Source organism: Janthinobacterium sp. SUN206 (assembly GCF_030587305.1).
GTDB classification, from domain to species: Bacteria; Pseudomonadota; Gammaproteobacteria; order Burkholderiales; family Burkholderiaceae_D; genus Janthinobacterium; species Janthinobacterium kumbetense.
The window spans coordinates 1,237,007-1,253,694 of record NZ_JAPWIB010000001.1; the positions used below are offsets into that span (position 1 = coordinate 1,237,007).

General features: G+C 55.3%; 13 protein-coding genes and 2 pseudogenes. 8 read left to right on the top strand and 7 right to left on the bottom strand.

Annotated features, from left to right (window positions below):
• Positions 1 to 163 precede the first annotated feature (163 nt).
• On the bottom strand, positions 164 to 1,909 hold the full coding sequence (gene phaC, locus O3300_RS05405) for a class I poly(R)-hydroxyalkanoic acid synthase (protein WP_305052310.1): 1,746 nt from the start codon (positions 1,907 to 1,909) through the stop codon (positions 164 to 166).
• Positions 1,910 to 2,000: 91 nt separating this feature from the next.
• Between phaC and O3300_RS05410 the strand changes: the two genes are divergently transcribed.
• Entirely contained in the window at positions 2,001 to 2,225 is a 225-nt protein-coding gene (locus tag O3300_RS05410) for a hypothetical protein (RefSeq protein ID WP_305052311.1), read from the top strand.
• 16 nt (positions 2,226 to 2,241) lie between these two features.
• On the opposite strand, the gene pgeF is transcribed toward O3300_RS05410, so the two are convergent.
• Positions 2,242 to 3,027: a peptidoglycan editing factor PgeF gene (pgeF, locus tag O3300_RS05415; protein WP_305052312.1), complete on the bottom strand. Its 786-nt coding sequence runs from the start codon at positions 3,025 to 3,027 to the stop codon at positions 2,242 to 2,244.
• Positions 3,027 to 4,052, bottom strand: a complete 1,026-nt coding sequence (locus tag O3300_RS05420) for an RluA family pseudouridine synthase (protein WP_099667537.1) — start codon at positions 4,050 to 4,052, stop codon at positions 3,027 to 3,029. The genes pgeF and O3300_RS05420 overlap by 1 nt, the downstream gene beginning before the upstream one ends.
• An 89-nt stretch (positions 4,053 to 4,141) precedes the next feature.
• On the opposite strand from O3300_RS05420, the gene O3300_RS05425 reads away from it, so the two are divergent.
• On the top strand, positions 4,142 to 4,945 hold the full coding sequence (locus O3300_RS05425) for an outer membrane protein assembly factor BamD (RefSeq protein WP_077405789.1): 804 nt from the start codon (positions 4,142 to 4,144) through the stop codon (positions 4,943 to 4,945).
• Between the two features lie 35 nt (positions 4,946 to 4,980).
• On the opposite strand, the gene yaaA is transcribed toward O3300_RS05425, so the two are convergent.
• Complete coding sequence (gene yaaA / locus O3300_RS05430) at positions 4,981 to 5,751, bottom strand: peroxide stress protein YaaA (RefSeq protein ID WP_251348327.1); 771 nt, start codon at positions 5,749 to 5,751, stop codon at positions 4,981 to 4,983.
• A 30-nt stretch (positions 5,752 to 5,781) separates the two neighbouring features.
• Between yaaA and O3300_RS05435 the strand changes: the two genes are divergently transcribed.
• The 3 genes and pseudogenes from O3300_RS05435 to O3300_RS05445 form a co-directional block, all read left to right on the top strand.
• Complete coding sequence (locus O3300_RS05435) at positions 5,782 to 6,216, top strand: putative toxin-antitoxin system toxin component, PIN family (protein WP_305052313.1); 435 nt, start codon at positions 5,782 to 5,784, stop codon at positions 6,214 to 6,216.
• 82 nt (positions 6,217 to 6,298) lie between these two features.
• Positions 6,299 to 7,045: pseudogene (locus O3300_RS05440) on the top strand (aminotransferase class I/II-fold pyridoxal phosphate-dependent enzyme); the annotation flags it as partial.
• A gap of 664 nt (positions 7,046 to 7,709) precedes the next feature.
• A pseudogene (locus O3300_RS05445) lies at positions 7,710 to 8,119 on the top strand (transposase); the annotation flags it as partial.
• 116 nt (positions 8,120 to 8,235) lie between these two features.
• Here O3300_RS05445 and O3300_RS05450 read toward each other — a convergent pair.
• Both O3300_RS05450 and O3300_RS05455 read right to left on the bottom strand, forming a co-directional pair.
• Positions 8,236 to 9,474 carry a Shedu immune nuclease family protein gene (locus O3300_RS05450; protein WP_305052314.1) on the bottom strand — a complete coding sequence of 413 codons (1,239 nt, stop codon included), beginning with the start codon at positions 9,472 to 9,474 and terminating at the stop codon, positions 8,236 to 8,238.
• 155 nt (positions 9,475 to 9,629) lie between these two features.
• Complete coding sequence (locus tag O3300_RS05455; RefSeq protein ID WP_305052315.1) at positions 9,630 to 10,040, bottom strand: GNAT family N-acetyltransferase; 411 nt, start codon at positions 10,038 to 10,040, stop codon at positions 9,630 to 9,632.
• A gap of 711 nt (positions 10,041 to 10,751) precedes the next feature.
• Here O3300_RS05455 and O3300_RS05460 point away from each other — a divergent pair.
• The 3 genes from O3300_RS05460 to O3300_RS05470 are packed head-to-tail and all read left to right on the top strand — an operon-like array spanning position 10,752 to position 14,343.
• Positions 10,752 to 12,002 (top strand): hypothetical protein, encoded by a 1,251-nt coding sequence (locus O3300_RS05460; protein ID WP_305052316.1) that lies wholly within the window; start codon positions 10,752 to 10,754, stop codon positions 12,000 to 12,002.
• The gene (locus O3300_RS05465) at positions 11,999 to 12,481 is read left to right on the top strand and encodes a three component ABC system middle component (RefSeq protein ID WP_305052317.1); all 483 of its coding nucleotides are present in this window, start codon (positions 11,999 to 12,001) and stop codon (positions 12,479 to 12,481) included. Before O3300_RS05460 ends, O3300_RS05465 begins: the two co-directional genes overlap by 4 nt.
• Positions 12,478 to 14,343 (top strand): DUF3732 domain-containing protein, encoded by a 1,866-nt coding sequence (locus tag O3300_RS05470; protein WP_305052318.1) that lies wholly within the window; start codon positions 12,478 to 12,480, stop codon positions 14,341 to 14,343. The genes O3300_RS05465 and O3300_RS05470 overlap by 4 nt, the downstream gene beginning before the upstream one ends.
• A gap of 312 nt (positions 14,344 to 14,655) precedes the next feature.
• On the opposite strand, the gene O3300_RS05475 is transcribed toward O3300_RS05470, so the two are convergent.
• Entirely contained in the window at positions 14,656 to 16,647 is a 1,992-nt protein-coding gene (locus tag O3300_RS05475; protein ID WP_305052319.1) for a tetratricopeptide repeat protein, read from the bottom strand.
• Positions 16,648 to 16,688 lie beyond the last annotated feature (41 nt).

Consider the following 16,688-nt stretch of genomic DNA (forward strand, 5'->3'; position numbering starts at 1 on the left):
GGTCCGCTTTCGCACCTGCCTACGTTTTCCATTATAGAGTGGAAAACGGCTCCATTGCACATCAGGGTAGTAGATTCCCGCATTTATTGCAACGCAACTAAAAGTAGATTCCTGACAAGACCGGAGATTACGCCGGTCTTGCCGGGCCAGAAGCTTTTGTAAACTAGTCCGCCCTGACTTTAACATACCGCCCCGGCGCCGGCTCGATTGCCGCGTGGCGTTTGTTGCCCGGCTTGCCCGGCGCCTTCACCTGCGCGCCGCCGTGTTCAGCCAGGAAAGCCGCCCATTCCGGCCACCAGCTGCCCACGTGCTCGGTCGCGCCTTCCATCCACTGTTCGGCCGTCAAGGGCTTGGCTTTCGCCGTGCGTGCGCCTTTGCCCGCGTCATTGCTCCAGTAACTGCGCTTTTTCTTCGAGGCAGGATTGATCACGCCGGCGATATGGCCCGAAGCGCCGAGGATGAAGCGGTTGGTTTTCGGCTTTTTCGGGTTCAGCACGGCCGTGCTGGCGTACGCCGCGCCCCAGGGCACGATATGGTCTTCGCGCGAACCGTAGATGAAGGCGGGCGCGTCGATGCTGCTCAAGTCGACCTTTTCGCCGGCCACCGTCAGCTTGCCCGGCACTTTCAGGCTGTTTTCCAGGTAGGTGTTGCGCAGATACCAGCAGAACATGGGGCCCGGCAAGCCCGTGCCGTCGCCATTCCAGTACAGCAAGTCGAACGCGGGCGGCTCCTTGCCCTTCAGGTAATTCGACTGCACGTAGTTCCACACGAGGTCGTTCGGTCGCAGGCTGGAGAACGTGCTGCCCAGGTCGCGGCCCGACATCAGGCCGCCCTTGGCCAGCGTCTGCTCGCGCAGCGCCACTTGCGGCTCGTCGATAAAGACGTCGAGCGCGCCCGTGTCGCAAAAATCGAGGAAGGTGGTCAGCAAGGTCAGGCTGGCGGCCGGATTCTCGCCCCGCGCCTTGAGCACGGCCAGCGCCGTCGAGACGATGGTGCCGCCCACGCAAAAGCCGAACATATTGAGCTTGTCCTGGCCGCTGATTTCCTGCGTGACCTTGATGGCTTCGATCACGCCTTGCTCGACGTAATCGTCCCACGTCAGGTGCTGCATGCTCAGGTCAGGATTGCGCCAGGACATCAGGAATACGGTATTGCCCTGCTCCACCGCATAGCGCACGAGCGAGTTTTCCGGCTGCAAGTCAAGGATATAGAATTTATTGATGCACGGCGGCACCATCAGCAGCGGCCGCTGGTGTACCGTGGGAGTGCTTGGCGTGTACTGGATCAGCTGGAACAAGGCGTTTTCAAACACCACCGTGCCCGGCGTGGTGGCCACGTTGCGGCCCACTTCGAAGGCCGATTCATCGGACTGCGAGATGCGGCCCTTGCCCATATCGGCCAGCATATTGCTCAAGCCCTTGGCCAAACTTTCGCCCTTGGTCTCGATCAGGGTTTGCTGGGCGTCGGGATTGGTGGCCAGGAAGTTGGCGGGCGACATGGCGTCGACGATTTGCTGCACGGCAAACGCAATCTTTTGCTTCTGGTGCGGCGTCGCTTCCACGGCATCGGCCATGGCGCTGAGAAACTCGGCGTTCAGCAGGTAGGCGGCCGCATTGAAGGCCGACAGGGGGCTGGCGTGCCAGGCGGGCGCGGAGAACCGGCGGTCTTTCAATTCCGGCGCCTTGCCGGCCATAAAGTCTGCCCACAAGCCCGTCAGCTTGGCCACGTAGGCATTTTTCAGTTGCTCGATCGCTTCCGGCTTGATGCTGGCGCCCGCATCCTGCAAAATGCCGGCAATCGGATTGCCGGCGGGCTGCGGTACCATGTTGAACCACGTCTTCCACTGTTCAGGATTGCTGATCTGCGCCATCCATTCCTTGGTCATCATTTGAGGATCGGGCATGTTCATAGCTATATAAATCCATTCAAGAATTGATAAATAATTACTTCCGGGCCACCTGCATGCAAACTCTTACTGACTGCCAATACCAATGATGCTCATGACCGCTGTTGCCTGGATCTATGTCGTCGGCCTCATGGCGCTGACGGAACCGTCCATCGTCGCCGGGGTGATGACCTTCGTGCTGTACTGCGTCATCCCGCTGTCCATCCTATTCTATCTGACGGGCTCAAGGAGACGCAAACGCAAGGCGGCGCGCATCGCGGAACTGCATGCCCGCGCGCTGGCCTCAGCAGACGATAAAACAAAAACGGCAGACACATAAGTGTCTGCCGTGCAGATTATTTGCGCCAGATCAAGCTGGCCTGTCTTCCCGTGACGCCATCGCGCCGGTACGAGTAAAACTTCGCCGCATCGCTGACGGTGCAATATTCCCCGCCCGCCACTTGCACCACGCCGTCGCGCAGCAGCATGGTGCGCGCCAGCGCATAGATGTCGGCCAGGTACTTGCCCGGCTTGCCAGCGATGGCGACGAAGGAAGCACTCAGTACTTGCCGCTCGGCATCATCGCGCGCGCCGTCGCGGAATGCTTGCAGCACATCGTGTCCCACTTCGAATTGCTGTGGACCGATGGCCGGCCCCAGCCAGGCGAGGATATCCGTCGCCCCTTGCGCGCGCATGCTGTCCACCGTGCGCTGCAAGACGCCGTTGGCCAGGCCGCGCCAGCCCGCGTGGGCCGCGCCGACGACGAGGCCATCCGTCGAACAAAACAATACCGGCAAGCAATCGGCCGTCATCACCACGCACACGGCGCCAGGCTGCGTTGCCACACTGGCGTCGGCATCGGGCACGCAACCGTCCAGGCTGGCAGCATCGGCGACGGCCACGCCGTGCACCTGCGACAGCCAAGCGGGCTCGGCAGGCAAGCTGGCAGCCAGCCGCGCGCGGTTGGCCGCCACGTGCGCGGGTTCGTCGCCCACGTGCGTACCCAGGTTCAAGCCACCGCCACCCTGCCCGTCACCATACGGGCCCTGGCTGACGCCGCCCGCGCGCACGGTCGCCAGCGCGCCCACGTTCGCGGGCAGGCCGGGCCAATGAGGAGTGATATAAGGCAAGGCAGCCGTCATCAGACCTGTTCCGGCTCGGGAATGCCGGCCGTGGCGATCAGTTGGGCGAAGTCGTCGGCCAGCGGCACGATCCACTCGCACGCTTCCAGGGTGCCCGGATGCACGAGACCCAGGCGGCGCGCCTGCAGCGCCTGGCGCGAGAAGACGGACACCAGGTGCTGCTTGCCGTACACATAATCACCGACCAGCGCAAAACCCAGATGCTGCATGTGCACGCGGATCTGGTGCGTGCGGCCTGTTTCCAGGCGGCATTGCATCAGGCTCACGGGACGGCGGTCGAGTTCGCCGCTGCCGATCAATTCATAGTGCGTGATGGCGGGCTTGGCCGTGAAGTTTTCCGAGACGGCCATCTTGACGCGGTCGCGCGGGTGGCGCGCGATGGACGCATCGATGGTGCCTGCCGCCTTCGGCGTGCCCCACACGAGCGCGAAATATTCGCGCTTGACGGTCCGCGCCTGCAATTGGCGCACCAGGTCCGTTTGCGAAGCGAGGGTCTTGCCGACCACCATCAAACCGCTCGTATCCTTGTCCAGGCGGTGCACGATGCCGGCGCGCGGCACACCCGCCAGTTGCGGGCAGTGGTGCAGCAAGCCGTTGAGCAGGGTGCCCGACCAGTTGCCGGGGCCCGGATGCACGACCAGTCCGGCCGGTTTGTTGATGACGATGATATGCTCATCTTCGTGCACGATGTTCAATTCCATCGCTTCCGGCTTAAAAGCCTCGTCTTCCGGCGCGCTTTGCGGCAGAATGACGATCTTCTCGTCGCCATAGGCGGTCATGTTGCGTTTGGCAACTTTTCCATCGACGGTCACGAAACCGGCTTCCAGCCACAATTGCAAGCGGCTGCGCGAGTATTGCGGCACCAGCTGGGCGATGACTTTATCGAGGCGGTGGCCGCAGGCGTCCGGCGTCAGTTCCAATGTAATCGGGGCCATTTCCTCGAAGACGTCGTCGGCGGCAAAATCGCCGTCAAACGCCTCTTCGGCAACATGGTCAGAAAGGGAGTCAAACGCGGGGTCAGCCAAATTAGGCTTCGGAGTTAATATCACAGCATTCCCATCGGCTATAATCAGCCTATTGTAAAATCTTGGTTAAAACCTTCTTGCAAAACGTCATGCAAAAAAAATTATCGTTGGTAGTCGCTTCAGTCGTTCTGCTCGGCATGTCCGCTTGCAGCTTGTTGCCTGAAAAAGTGGATGAGACCAAAAACTGGTCCGTTACGAAATTATACTCGGAGGCGCGTGAAGAAATGGCCGGGCAGCACTATGAAGCTGCAATCGGCCTGTTCCAGAAGCTGGAGGCTAACTATCCTTTCGGCAACTATGCTCTGCAAGCGCAGATGGAGATCGCTTACGCGTATTATAAGTCGGGAGACCAGGCTCAGGCACTGGCTGCCGTCGAACGCTTCATCAAGTTGCATCCGAACCACGCCAATGTGGACTATATGTACTACTTGCGGGGCCTGATCAGCTTTAACGACCAGATCAGCTTCCTGAACTTCCTGTACGAGCAAGATCCGACCGAGCGCGACCCGAAAGCCACGCGCGAAGCGTTTGCCGCCTTCAAGCAACTGGTCGACAAGTTTCCAAATAGCAAATACGCGCCCGATTCGCTGGCCCGCATGAACTATTTGGTCGATGCCATGGCGAAATACGAAGTGCACGTGGCGCGCTATTACTACCGCCGCGGCGCCTACCTGGCCGCCGCCAACCGCGCGCAAACGACGGTCAGCGACTTTGCCGCTTCGCCGGCCATCGAAGAAGCGCTGTTCATCATGTACCGCTCGTATGACAAGCTGGGCTTGACCGACTTGCGCGACGACGCCTTGCGCGTGCTGACCAAGAACTATCCGAACACGGCATTCCTCAGCCCGGAAGGGGTGAACAAGGAACGCAAGTGGTGGAAATTCTGGCAGTAAGATAAGAAAAAACCGGGCTAGCCCGGTTTTTTTACTTATACACCCACTTTGCGACGAAACACCCAGCTGGTATCGTTCGAGGCTTCCGGCACGAAACCGTAGCCGTCGACGTCGAACTCTTTCAGCTGCTGCGGGTCGCGGATGGCATTGACAGCCGCATAGCGGGCCAGCATGCCGCGCGCGCGCTTGGCGTAGAACGAGATGATTTTATATTTGCCGTTCTTCCAGTCCTCGAACACGGGCGCGATGACGGGCACGTCCAGCTGGCGCGGCTTGACGGATTTGAAATATTCTTCGGAAGCAAGATTGACCAGCACCTTGGCGCCCTGCTCTTTTGCCGTGCGGTTCAAGCCGTTGGTAATGGTGTCGCCCCAGAATGCGTACAGATCCTTGCCGCGCGTGGTCGACAGCCGCGTGCCCATTTCCAGGCGGTGCGGGTGGATCAGGTCCAGCGGGCGCAGCAAGCCGTACAGGCCCGACAGGATGCGCACGCGCGACTGAGCATAGTCGAGCTGGGCCGGCTGCAGGCTGCGCGCCTCGAAGCCGGCATACACGTCGCCATTGAAAGCCATGATGGCCTGGCGCGCTTCCGCCAGCTTGGGCGTCCAGGAAGCGTAGCGGGCCACGTTGAGGGCCGACAAGGCGTCGGAAATGCCCATCAGGCTGCCCACTTCGGCGGGCGAAAACTGGCGCATGCGGGCTATGAGCTGGGCGGAATGGTCGAGAAAATCGGGGGTGCTGTGCAACGAGGTTGTTGGCGGCGTCTCCAGGTCGAGACTCTTGGCGGGCGAAAGCACGATCAACATAAATTATCACTACAGAATAGAATTGCCGACATGATACCTGCTCCACAAAAACTCGTCCTCGACACCAACGTTTGCCTCGACCTGTTCGTCTTCAACGACCCGCGCTGGGCGCCCCTGCTGGCGGCCATGGAAAGCGGCGCCGTGCACGCCATCACGCGCGAAGATTGCCGCGCGGAATATCTGGTCGTGTTGCATTACAAACATCTGCCGCTCGACGAAACCAGCCGCGCCGTCGCCGCCGCCCGCTTCGACGCGCATATCAGCGTGGTGGCGCCGCCCGTCTCCGGCGTGCGCCTGCCCGTCTGCACGGACAAGGATGACCAGAAATTCCTCGAACTGGCGCGCGACGCCAACGCCGACATCCTCATCACCAAGGACAAGGCCCTGCTGAAACTGGCCCGCAAGACGGCCAAGGCCGGCATGTTCAAGATCATGGTGCCGGAAGGCTGGGCCTTGCCAGGCTGAGCCATCGAGGGCTGCACGGAACGCCACGCGCTGCGCTAGAATGGGAAACGATTCCACTTTCCGCACCGCGCCCCTACCGCTCATGAACAGCCCGTCCCTGCCCTGCACGACTCCCACCCTGACCACCCGCTTGCCTCTCGTGGGCACCACCGTGTTTACCCGCATGTCCAGCCTGGCGGCCCAGCATGGCGCCGTCAACCTTGGCCAGGGCTTTCCCGACTTCGATTGCGACCCGGCCCTGGTCGATCTCGTCGGCGACGCCATGCGCGCCGGCCACAACCAGTATCCGATGATGACGGGTGCCGCGCCCCTGCGCGAGGCCATCGCCGCGAAAATCGCCAGCTTGTACGGCCACGGCTATGATGCCGGCACGGAAATCACCGTCACGGCCGGCGCCACGCAGGCGCTCACCACCGCCATCCTGTGCTGCGTGCACCCGGGCGACGAAGTCATCGTCATCGAACCGGCCTACGACAGCTATCTGCCCGCCATCGCCCTGGCCGGCGGCGTACCCGTGCTGGTGTCCATGCAAGTGGGCGAGTCCGGCTACAGCGTGCCGTGGGACCAGCTGGCCGCCGCCGTCAGCAGCAAGACGCGCTTGATCATCATCAATACGCCCCACAATCCGACGGGCACGATCTTGCGCCCGGCCGATGTTGCCGCGCTGGCCGACATCGTGCGCGGCACGCAAATATTGATATTGTCCGACGAAGTGTACGAGCACATGGTGTACGACGGCGTGCCGCACGCCTCGCTGAGCCGCAACCCGGAACTGGCGGCGCGCAGCTTCATCGTCTCGAGCTTCGGCAAGACGTATCACGTTAAGGGTGAGTTTCAGGTATTGACATAGCAAGTCTGACATTGCGCACTATGGACATGCTCACACATGCTAGGCGCAATGTTTCCTCTTCCCCATCTTTTGCTTCCCCTTGGTCTGCCTCTTTCTCTACCCCAAGCTCGTTGGGGCTAAGCAGGCACTCCGTCATCGCCTTCCCTATGGCTGGCCGATAATTTCCTTTGCATACAGCAATTTGCGTAGAAGGTGTACGTCACACAGCGCATAGCTGATGTCGTCAATAAGGTGCTCAGTAATCGTAAACGAGCACCCCGGTGCACCCGGCAAGGATGCCTTGCGCCGATCACGACGAGGCCGCTATTGCTGTGCCTTTCCGAAATAAATTTGACATACTGGAAATAGCTACGATTATTAGCTTATTGCAACTTAAGTCATCATTTCGTTTTGCAAACAAGCTATTCGGAGGGGTGTTGCGATACTACAATGGCAATTCCATTCACGCACAAAATCCAGCGAGTCAACAGTGTCATTAAGTTTAAAGAATCACTGGGGGCTGGAAAGGACACACTGATCGTTTGGTGGTATGCCGGCTTATATAAGAAACCAAAGGATGCATCGCAACCGCATGTGTTGATTTCGCCTGGAGTAGCGTCTCATGAGGTTGTCGCTCGACGAATTCCACTTGTCGCATTGGGACACCCTCGTCGGCACAGCAGGCAATGTCGCCGACGTGACGCAAGCCCACGCGCTGGTGCACGGCGACGAAATCGCGGCGCTCGGTGGCGCCGGCTACCGGGGTGTGGAAAAGCGCCCCGAAAACATCGGTAAAGCGGTGACGTGACATGTGACCAAGAAGCACCCCAAACGCAAGGGGCTGCCCAAGAACAAGCTGGGGCGTTTGACGGAGAAAATGGAGCATCTGAAAGCGAGCGGGCGGGCGAAAATCGAGTACCCGTTTCATGTCATCGAGAACCTGTTCCGTCATCGCAAAACGCGCTATCGAGGACTGGCCAAAACACAGCACAGCTGTTTACGCTGTTCGCCTTCGCCAACCTGGTGCTGGCCGGCAGGCGTTTTACGGTCACGGAATCCCGCAGTCCGTCTTGATTGCCGAACAACACGCTGCATCGAGTCAAAGCGGCTGAACATTTCATCGTTCAGCGCATTGTTCGACCCTACAGTGCTGAACTTCACGCTAAAAAGGTGAATTAATCAGCGCCTCCCTAACGGCCGGCTTTGAATTGTTGGATCACAACCTGCAATCGTCGCAGTAAATCATCGTAGGTTATTACGTCAACGATATTCTTGTTCTGTCGACGAAAAACTTCAAAATCGCGCCGCTGCACGTCAGTCATCTCATGATCTCGTCCCATAATGACGATGCCGCACGGGTTCGTAATCTTTATCTGCAATCCAGGCGGTAGTCTATCACCGTATTTTTTAGTCAAATAGGTTTCGCCAGCAGTTCCCCACCGACAAAGATGGAAAATATATTTCTCGATCTGCATTATCGAACCTGTTAGCTCGCGAAGAGGAATATGATTTCCTCTGTAAAGCGACTCAGTCATCACACATTTTCTGAATGGTTGCTTGATCTCAATGACATCCGCGTTACCCGTCGCATCCACAAGCAAAATATCCAATTGCTTATCGATCGTATTTCCCACGTCCTTGAGTGGTACCGATTTAAACGCCGCGATGTATTTTGAGTTTAACAAACGTACCACGTCTAGTATTTGATCTTGCCAAACGTGCTCTGTATAACTATCTTCGGAACTGAGCATCTCATTTAATCGAGAGTATAAGAATTCAAACTTGGCGATTTCCGCGTCACGGAATAGTTGAACATAATTCGCAGACTTGGTCTTTATGCGCTTCGCTACATATTGCCGAAGCATCAGCTCGCCGTCAACTGATGCATCGGTGTACTGCCGAAGCACCGCGCCAACTCTAGCGATAACGTAGCGCTTTAGTTCGTAACCAGTCGGGAATTGCTGGATGAGCCGTTCGTACTCCTTGACGGGAATAGCATCGGGAGCCCCCCCTCCAATTACGATGCGACTGGGCATTAGCTTTGCGGCGACACTCAGGATCGAGGTCTTCGCTTCGGCGCTAAACCATTTCCAAGTCGGTTTGGCGTCGCGCGCAATCAATATAGGTAGCCCGACGCGCAGGATATCGGGATCAAATACGAAATAATCACCGACTGCAGTTGCGACTGTAAATCGTATTGCGCAGTCATCCATCCAAAATAATTCGCCACCTTCCACCTCAGATCTCGCGTCGATCTCATCCAGGTAACTTTTAGCGAAATTCGCTCTGGTTAAGTGATACGTGCCTTTGATGAAAAGCTCTTCTTGACGATTGAACTTACTGTGGACCCAAGAGTCATCATCTCTCGGGTGATAAATCAAATGGAGCTCATCTCCCACAACTTCAAATTCGACAGACACTTTTGCCATATAAGTCCGTTAGTTGAGTAATGGTCTGCACTCAGCAAACCATAGGATAAGAATATCGTTCGCGCGGAAAGATGCCTATTTTTAGTCGTCTCAGTCGACGCTATGGACGATAATATCTTGCTCGATCGAAAGGCGACGCTGTGTCACACCAGACATCAACTCAGTGCCATAGGAAAACTCTTCTCTAGCATGTCCTTATCTGCAGGGCTTCGCACGTAGCCCCTTCTTTCGTACCATAAAGCAAGCTCGTCATCGTTCAGTTCGTCTCGAAAGAGTGAGCGCGCAGTTAAACGGACTCCTGATCGCCCGAGCCGAGCCGCCATCTGTTCGGCGTACAAAAGAATCCAAGTACCAACACCTCCACGTCTAAATTCAGGAAGTACAAAGATTTCATAAATAAAATCGTATAACTCCCCCCCATCTTCATAGATAAGAAGGCCAACGACTGATCCATCATGTGAAATTTTGAATTCTCTAGTCTTGTTATTCTTGCCTCGAACCAAACGATCAAACAAAATATTGCACCCCAAGTCGATTGGATCGTCAACTTCAACTGCCTGGAACATGTAAATTCCTCTACTGCAAATTGGTATCGTGGATATATTGATCAAAAATCAACAGATCTCCAAATAGTGCCTCGTAATTCTGATTCTGAGCTATAAAATATGCAATATTTTTGCGAAAAATATTATCTTGGAATTACTTAGGTTCGCTTACGCTTGCGTCACAAAAAAATTCCTAGCTCCTCCAATTTAAAATAGTTGGGTTCAGGGTAACCAAGAGTATGGGCCACGAGATTAGGCAAATTTTTCACAATTGTAGCAGGAACCATAACCTGAGATTTTGGGAGGCATCCATTCAGACATTTATGAATGGATGCACTTCGATAGCCCAAGATACTAGGAAAGAACAGAGGCCACCTCGTTGAGGTGGCCTCTGTTCTTTTGCGGGCTACGCGACAAGCACTCAGCCGAGTCGCCCCTTATCTACGCGGTGCAGGATGACGCAACAACACGATTATCGCCATCTCAACCAACGGTCGGCGCAATTAGAAGGCGGCTATCCCGACCAGCGGTAGCTGCGCCGGTCGGGATATGCTTGCGCTCGTACATGGTGCCGCCGGGCCCATATGACATTTTCAAATCTGAAAACAGTCATCACGATACTGCACGCTGCATCTATGCTTTTTGTTGCTTGTGCGATATGATTCCCATCAGATGGTTCTCATGCATTGCTCGCCGGGGGCAGCGGGTGAAAACAAAGCAAAGAACAGACAAATGACAACAGACACAGGTTCGGTGGCGGGCCACGGGAAACAGCAATCCAAAGCCAGCTTTAGCGACACAACAAGTGCGGCTGATTCCGCTATTGGATTCGAATATCAATACTATTACTACCTAGACCGCCTCATAAATTTGCGGAAGGGGCAGGCTGTTGGTCTTGAAGTCAAAGACGACGTCCATAGCGATCTTGCCGATGGTGACTGCATCCTCGTGCAGCTTAAACATACGGTCCAGAAAAATGCTGCTGGAGACCTTGTCGCCCTGACTGAGCTCGATTCAGACTTATGGAAGACACTTCACAATTGGGCAAAAATCATCTGTGACGATACGCTGCAGCGAAGCGCCACTGCGAGCCAGCTGGCGTACGTCAAGAAAACAGAATTTCATCTAGTCAGCAATAAGTCGGAATCGACGACCAACAAATTTATCGCTTCCGTCCTCGAATACCAGCAGGAGCTGCAAACGGTCAACCAACTGCGCAGCGTAATCGGGAAGCTGGAACAGAAAACCAAAGACACCAACATCAAAGCGTATATCCAAACCGTCTTGGATTTGGATATAGGTGTTCTCGCTCAATATTTCGCCAGGATTCGATTTGACCTTGGCAGCGACAACAGCATCGCGCGGGTCAAACAATCGATTCTCGAGAAGTTCGTCCCCATAGACCGCGTTGACATCACATTTGAACGGTTAGACTCAAATATTCGAGCTGACAATTTTCGCGACGTTAAAAATGGGCTGAAGCTCCAGATGAATTTTGACGATTTTTCGCGCAAATACGGCAAGCTTTTCGAAGAAGCTCGTTCAAAGAAGCTTCAGTACACCAGATACAAGCCCGTACTCCCTGACGACCTCTTCGCCCAAACATTCATCAAGCGACTACTCGAGATTGGCGCGATTCAACCGGGCGCGTTGGATGATGCAATCACATATACCACCTCGAAACTCCGTCTCGCCATCAACCTGACCCACTGGAAAGACCGAGGCCAAATAGTGGCGGACCATATCGAAGCACTGCACGAAGACGTCCGGTACCGATGGAATGATGAATTTCAAGATGCATTCCGTAATTGCAACACCAAAGCAGAAGTCGTTGAGGCCGCGCTCGCGTTGCTCAAGCTACTGAAACGGGAGCGTTTCGTATTGGATGAAACGGAGCTGCCTACAGAGCTGAGTCATGGCGAGCTCTATCACCTGTCAGACATATTCCAAATTGGATGGCACAAAGACTGGAGAAGTATGTGACCGACGAATTGCCCAACGAATCGACTGAAGAGCAGTCGGGTGAATGGAACGGCTACAACAACGTCGGGATTTGTGCCACAGCGTTAATGAGCGTTCTGAACCACGCAAAACGGCTGTCGCTACCGAAGGTCATGCTGGTTATGCCATTGGTTATGCACGAAGATACTGTCCGTTTTTTGGGTAACGGTGCCGTACGTCAGCGGCAGGTCGCAGCATTGACCGCAATTCGGCCGGACCTCTTCTCCAACTTCCGACATCGGTTCGAGAACAGCTTGGTGGTCACCATCAACACGATTCAGTTGTTGGCTGAGATGAGATACGTTCAGTTTCACGAGGGTATCGCCGCCGTTCTACCGCTGGAAATCACTGATCCATTTGGCAGCCGTGCTCAAAAAATCGATAAGGCGTCGGCGAACATTGCCGCCCTTCTGGAGAGCTCGGAAGAAGACCTATATTTAAACTTGAGGGTGTGGCTTTGAACTTCGGAATCGACGCAATTACAGTATGGTCAAACAAAGGCGAACGACGCGGCCTTAAATTTGAACGCAATCGCGTGAATATCCTATCAGGAGAAAGCCGTACTGGTAAAAGCGCCCTACTATCCATTTTCGACTACTGCTTTTTGGCCAGCAAGCACACGATCCCGCACAGCATCATCAATGACAATGTCAGCTGGTACGGGATGACGTTCTACATTAACGACAAGACCTACACCGTCGGCCGCCAAAGCCCCAAGGATAACGACGTTTCAGACAACTACTACTTCTCGAGCATAGGAGAAATTCCTGACCTCCCCGAGAAAAATATCAGTGAGGCTGACCTGAAGGTCATCCTGGAGGCAGAATTCAGCATCAGCGCGAAAACTGTTGTCCCGTTCGGCGGCAAAGCCATCCGTGCCGGCTCCAAGTTCTCGTTCAGGTACTTTCTACTCTTCAATACTATCTCCGAAGACATCATAACCACTCGTGACGTGTTCTTCGACAAGCAAAACGAGAACCGCTATAGGGAGGCCCTGCCACGAATCTTCGATATCGCCTTGGGAATTGACGACATCGATAACATTGCGGCTCAGGAACGGAAGATTCAGCTAGAAGCGAAACTCGCAAAGTTGGAGAAGAAGAAAGACTATCTTGATGATGGTGGCACCCTCTTCAAGCAGGAGCTGAGCGAGGTCGCGCGTGAGGCAGCAAGTCATGGTCTGACCATCGATCTGCCTGCTGACGCCACGCTTGCAACTACCGCCGACTATTTCGCCCAATTCAAAGAACGAACTAGGTTCGAAGGCAGCGGAGAAATCGAGGAGGTGAAATCTGAACTGTTCTCGCTCGACCGCCAGATTCACAACATTACGCAATTCACAGCTGAATTCCGCACCTATAAAAAGACACTGACAGCTTCCGAAGACAGCTTACGACCGTTCGACGAATTGGTACGACGCGCCCCTGCGCTTATCAAATCGCCGATATTCGACGAACTTGTCACGTGCCTGCAGGATGACTTGACGGCTGTCAAAAAGGCCATTATCGACAAACACCCAGTCGAGAGCCAGGTTGAAGAACTCTTGAAGCCGCTACGAAAATCTCGTGCGGCCGTGAAAGAACGTCTCGCGAAAATCTCCGTTGAAGAGAAGGTCCCTCTACACGAACGAGACCAACTGCTATTCATTGGAGAAACGATTGGCAGGCTGCGCGCCTATAGCCGAGTCCCAGTAAGTGCGGGTGTAGTTGTCGCGTCGACCGAAAATTTGGACGACTTGAAAAAGGAACTGAGCGAGCTAAAGGTACGGGACGTCACCCAGACACGCGACGCGGTCGTCTCGATGATTAACGATGCCGCTAGTGAACTGAAGGCTGAGACTGGAGATGTTTTGGAAAACTACGCAGACTACCTAGCACATTTCCACTACACTCAGAAACGGCTATGGCTGCGCAAGCCGCGCTCGACGCTTCTGGAAAACGTAGGCAGTAGCTCGAATCATATGTTCATGCACCTCCTGCATTCCTTGTCATTGCAGGAAGTGGCCGTGAGCCAGAGGTCTCGTTTCGTGCCAAGCTTCCTGATAATCGACCAGCCGAGTCGTCCGTACTATCCCGACACGGAGTCAGCACCAGACGATATGGCCGACAGCGATAGCCGGGACGTCCACGTCGCTTTCAGTTTACTGAACCACTTTGTGCGAAAGACGAATCAGGTCTATTCGTCACAGTTCCAGATGATTGTCTTCGAACACGTACCGCGCGATATGTTTGATGGCATGGAATACGTACACGTTCTGCCGGATTTCCGAAACGGAGAGGCGCTGATTCCGAGCGCTTGGTACGAGCCGAAGAAGAAAAATTGAAACACATTGAGGAAAAAGCCCACTTTCACGGACCATTTCTTCTTACTTCAGCAGCATTGCTCTGACCTTCTCAATACGCTTCATGTAGGTTTGTGCATTGCTGAGGCTTCTAATCGCGCTTTGATGGGCGATGGTGATGGGAGAACTTCAGCAAGAAGGTGCCCCGTCATTATGCGGGCTCGGATGTGTGGCAAGAAATCTCACGAAATGCCTCCAAAAATCTCATCAGATGCTTCCCGCTGCCCGTAGGGCCTTATTTATCTGGCGAGGCTGAAAATCTCACTTTATGGGTCACGCTACAACAATGAAAGTCTAACGAGCGCCATCGTCGTCCTGACCTGCAGCCAGATCATTAAACAACCACGAGAGATCGTGCTGAAGCTTGACGCTGAGTTCATGATCGGGGAAACACGCTATCGCCGCCGTCCAAACCTTTGCCGCCGTTGCTGCGTTACCGCTGTTCCAGTGAGCGCCGCCAAGGTCGAACATCGCCACGTCATAGTCTGGGTCGAGCAACAGTGCCCTTTCGTAGGCGTCGATCGCCTCTGACCAACTACGGAGACTGGCGTAAGTCGCAGCCAACTGAAACCAGCTCATAGCATCAGGCTGAACGATCTGAGCCTGCTCCAGCAACAGCGGCACGCTCTCTTCGAACCGCCTCAGCTTATTAAGCACAAACGCCAGGCAATAGCCGTAATCGCCGCCCGCCAATGCATACGCCTTACGAAAGCATCGCTCCGCCTCTGCCCAGTCTTCATCATCCTGCGCCCAGTGCCCCAGGCGATCCCAAGGTAGTGCGGCGTTGCTAGCGTCGATGTGGGTAATGCAGGCGATATGCCGATCATATTCCTCACGAAACTCGCTGTAGGTCTTCGCGACATTCTCGCCTTGGTCGCGTAGATAGAACGTTGTCATGAGAAGCTCCCACCTCGCCAAGGGATCCTCGGGGTTCACCCTCACATAGCGTTGCCAGAAGGATAGAGCTTGGCGGGCGTTGTCGACATTCGCGCGCCCGAACCCAGCGACCAGACGGCAACACCAGGGCCAAATCCAAAGGAGGCGGTCCGCCTGGCCCAATAGACCATTGATTTCGCGAAATGCTGCTCGGCTGTCACCGAGGTTGAAAAGGACGTTGGCACGCCAGCCGGAAACCGCAGAGATCCGGCCCCGCTTCTGCTCCGAAAAGACGACTTGATCGAGATGGCGCAAGGCGTCCTCGTACCTGCCTGATCGGACATAGTGAGTTCCCATGGCGTTGTGGGCCTCCGCAAGGTCGGGATTTAATCGTAATGCTTCGCGGTAGTGGTCCACCGCCTGTTCATGGTCGCCAAGCAGCGCATAACTGGAGCCAAGATTTTTATGAACCTGGGAAGCAATTTCGGGAGAAGCAGCGAGTACCGGGTCGGCGAGCGCAGCGTCGAACGCGCGCATAGCAGCCTGCTCGTCACGAAGAACGTGGAATGCATTTCCGATCGCGTATTGCAGGTAGCCAATCTGCTGACGAGCATCGGTTAGCCTCGTCCGGAAAAAGCTGATGGCCTCCTCAATCCTCTCTGGGTGGCGGTTCATTCCGTCCATGCCGAGGTTGATCTCAGACATATAGCAAATGCCCATTTCGTCACTGCCAGCACCAAGAACGGCCGCGAACTTAGTGAAGCCGGCGCTAATCGCCTGGTCTGCGCTTTTCTCGTAGAGTTGCGCGAGCAGCTTGCGCGCCAGGGGCAGCTCCTCGGGAACATGAACTTCCGGCGAAGACTCCAGAACGTGGCTGGACAGGTCGGCAGAAGCAACGCGGATTTGGTCCACGCGCTGATCACGTGACGACTTTGCGCCGGCACGAGCCAGATCCGCGAGTCGGCCAAGGCATTCGACCGTCAGCTCTTCAACGAAAGAGGCTGTTAGCGACCGTTGGTCGCTCCAATTTTTTCCACCATGCTCATATTGACGAGCAATATTTTCTGCCATCCGAATGCGTAAGGAGCCTGTCGGTGCGTGATATGCGACGTACACACTGTAGGGCTGCATAAGTAAATAGTTGAGGTTAGTGCGACGCACCTCGACACTGAGCGAGCCATCGGCGTTCAGCGTACCTTCAGTTCCCTTAAGTTGAACGTGGATCCGGGCGTTGGTGGCATGCCCATCAGCCATCACCTCGATCTGACAGTCGGTCCCATAGTCCTTACGGTCCGTCGCCTGCAGAATGAAAGCGTCGCTTTCCGTAAGCCGTAGCTGGAAGGCGGCGATCGCCTTGTCTTCGATCTCATGATTTCTGTCGCGACGTGGTAGTTCATCAAAGTGGCTCATATATTAATATTAATATTTTACCCACTAACTCATACCTGTTA

Excerpts from the sequence above, each read along its gene's own strand:
- phaC (WP_305052310.1), bottom strand. The coding sequence starts at position 1,909 with ATGAACATGCCCGATCCTCAAATGATGACCAAGGAATGGATGGCGCAG.
- O3300_RS05410 (WP_305052311.1), top strand. The coding sequence starts at position 2,001 with ATGACCGCTGTTGCCTGGATCTATGTCGTCGGCCTCATGGCGCTGACG.
- pgeF (WP_305052312.1), bottom strand. The coding sequence starts at position 3,027 with ATGACGGCTGCCTTGCCTTATATCACTCCTCATTGGCCCGGCCTGCCC.
- O3300_RS05425 (WP_077405789.1), top strand. The coding sequence starts at position 4,142 with ATGCAAAAAAAATTATCGTTGGTAGTCGCTTCAGTCGTTCTGCTCGGC.
- yaaA (WP_251348327.1), bottom strand. The coding sequence starts at position 5,751 with ATGTTGATCGTGCTTTCGCCCGCCAAGAGTCTCGACCTGGAGACGCCG.
- O3300_RS05435 (WP_305052313.1), top strand. The coding sequence starts at position 5,782 with ATGATACCTGCTCCACAAAAACTCGTCCTCGACACCAACGTTTGCCTC.
- O3300_RS05450 (WP_305052314.1), bottom strand. The coding sequence starts at position 9,474 with ATGGCAAAAGTGTCTGTCGAATTTGAAGTTGTGGGAGATGAGCTCCAT.
- O3300_RS05455 (WP_305052315.1), bottom strand. The coding sequence starts at position 10,040 with ATGTTCCAGGCAGTTGAAGTTGACGATCCAATCGACTTGGGGTGCAAT.
- O3300_RS05460 (WP_305052316.1), top strand. The coding sequence starts at position 10,752 with ATGACAACAGACACAGGTTCGGTGGCGGGCCACGGGAAACAGCAATCC.
- O3300_RS05475 (WP_305052319.1), bottom strand. The coding sequence starts at position 16,647 with ATGAGCCACTTTGATGAACTACCACGTCGCGACAGAAATCATGAGATC.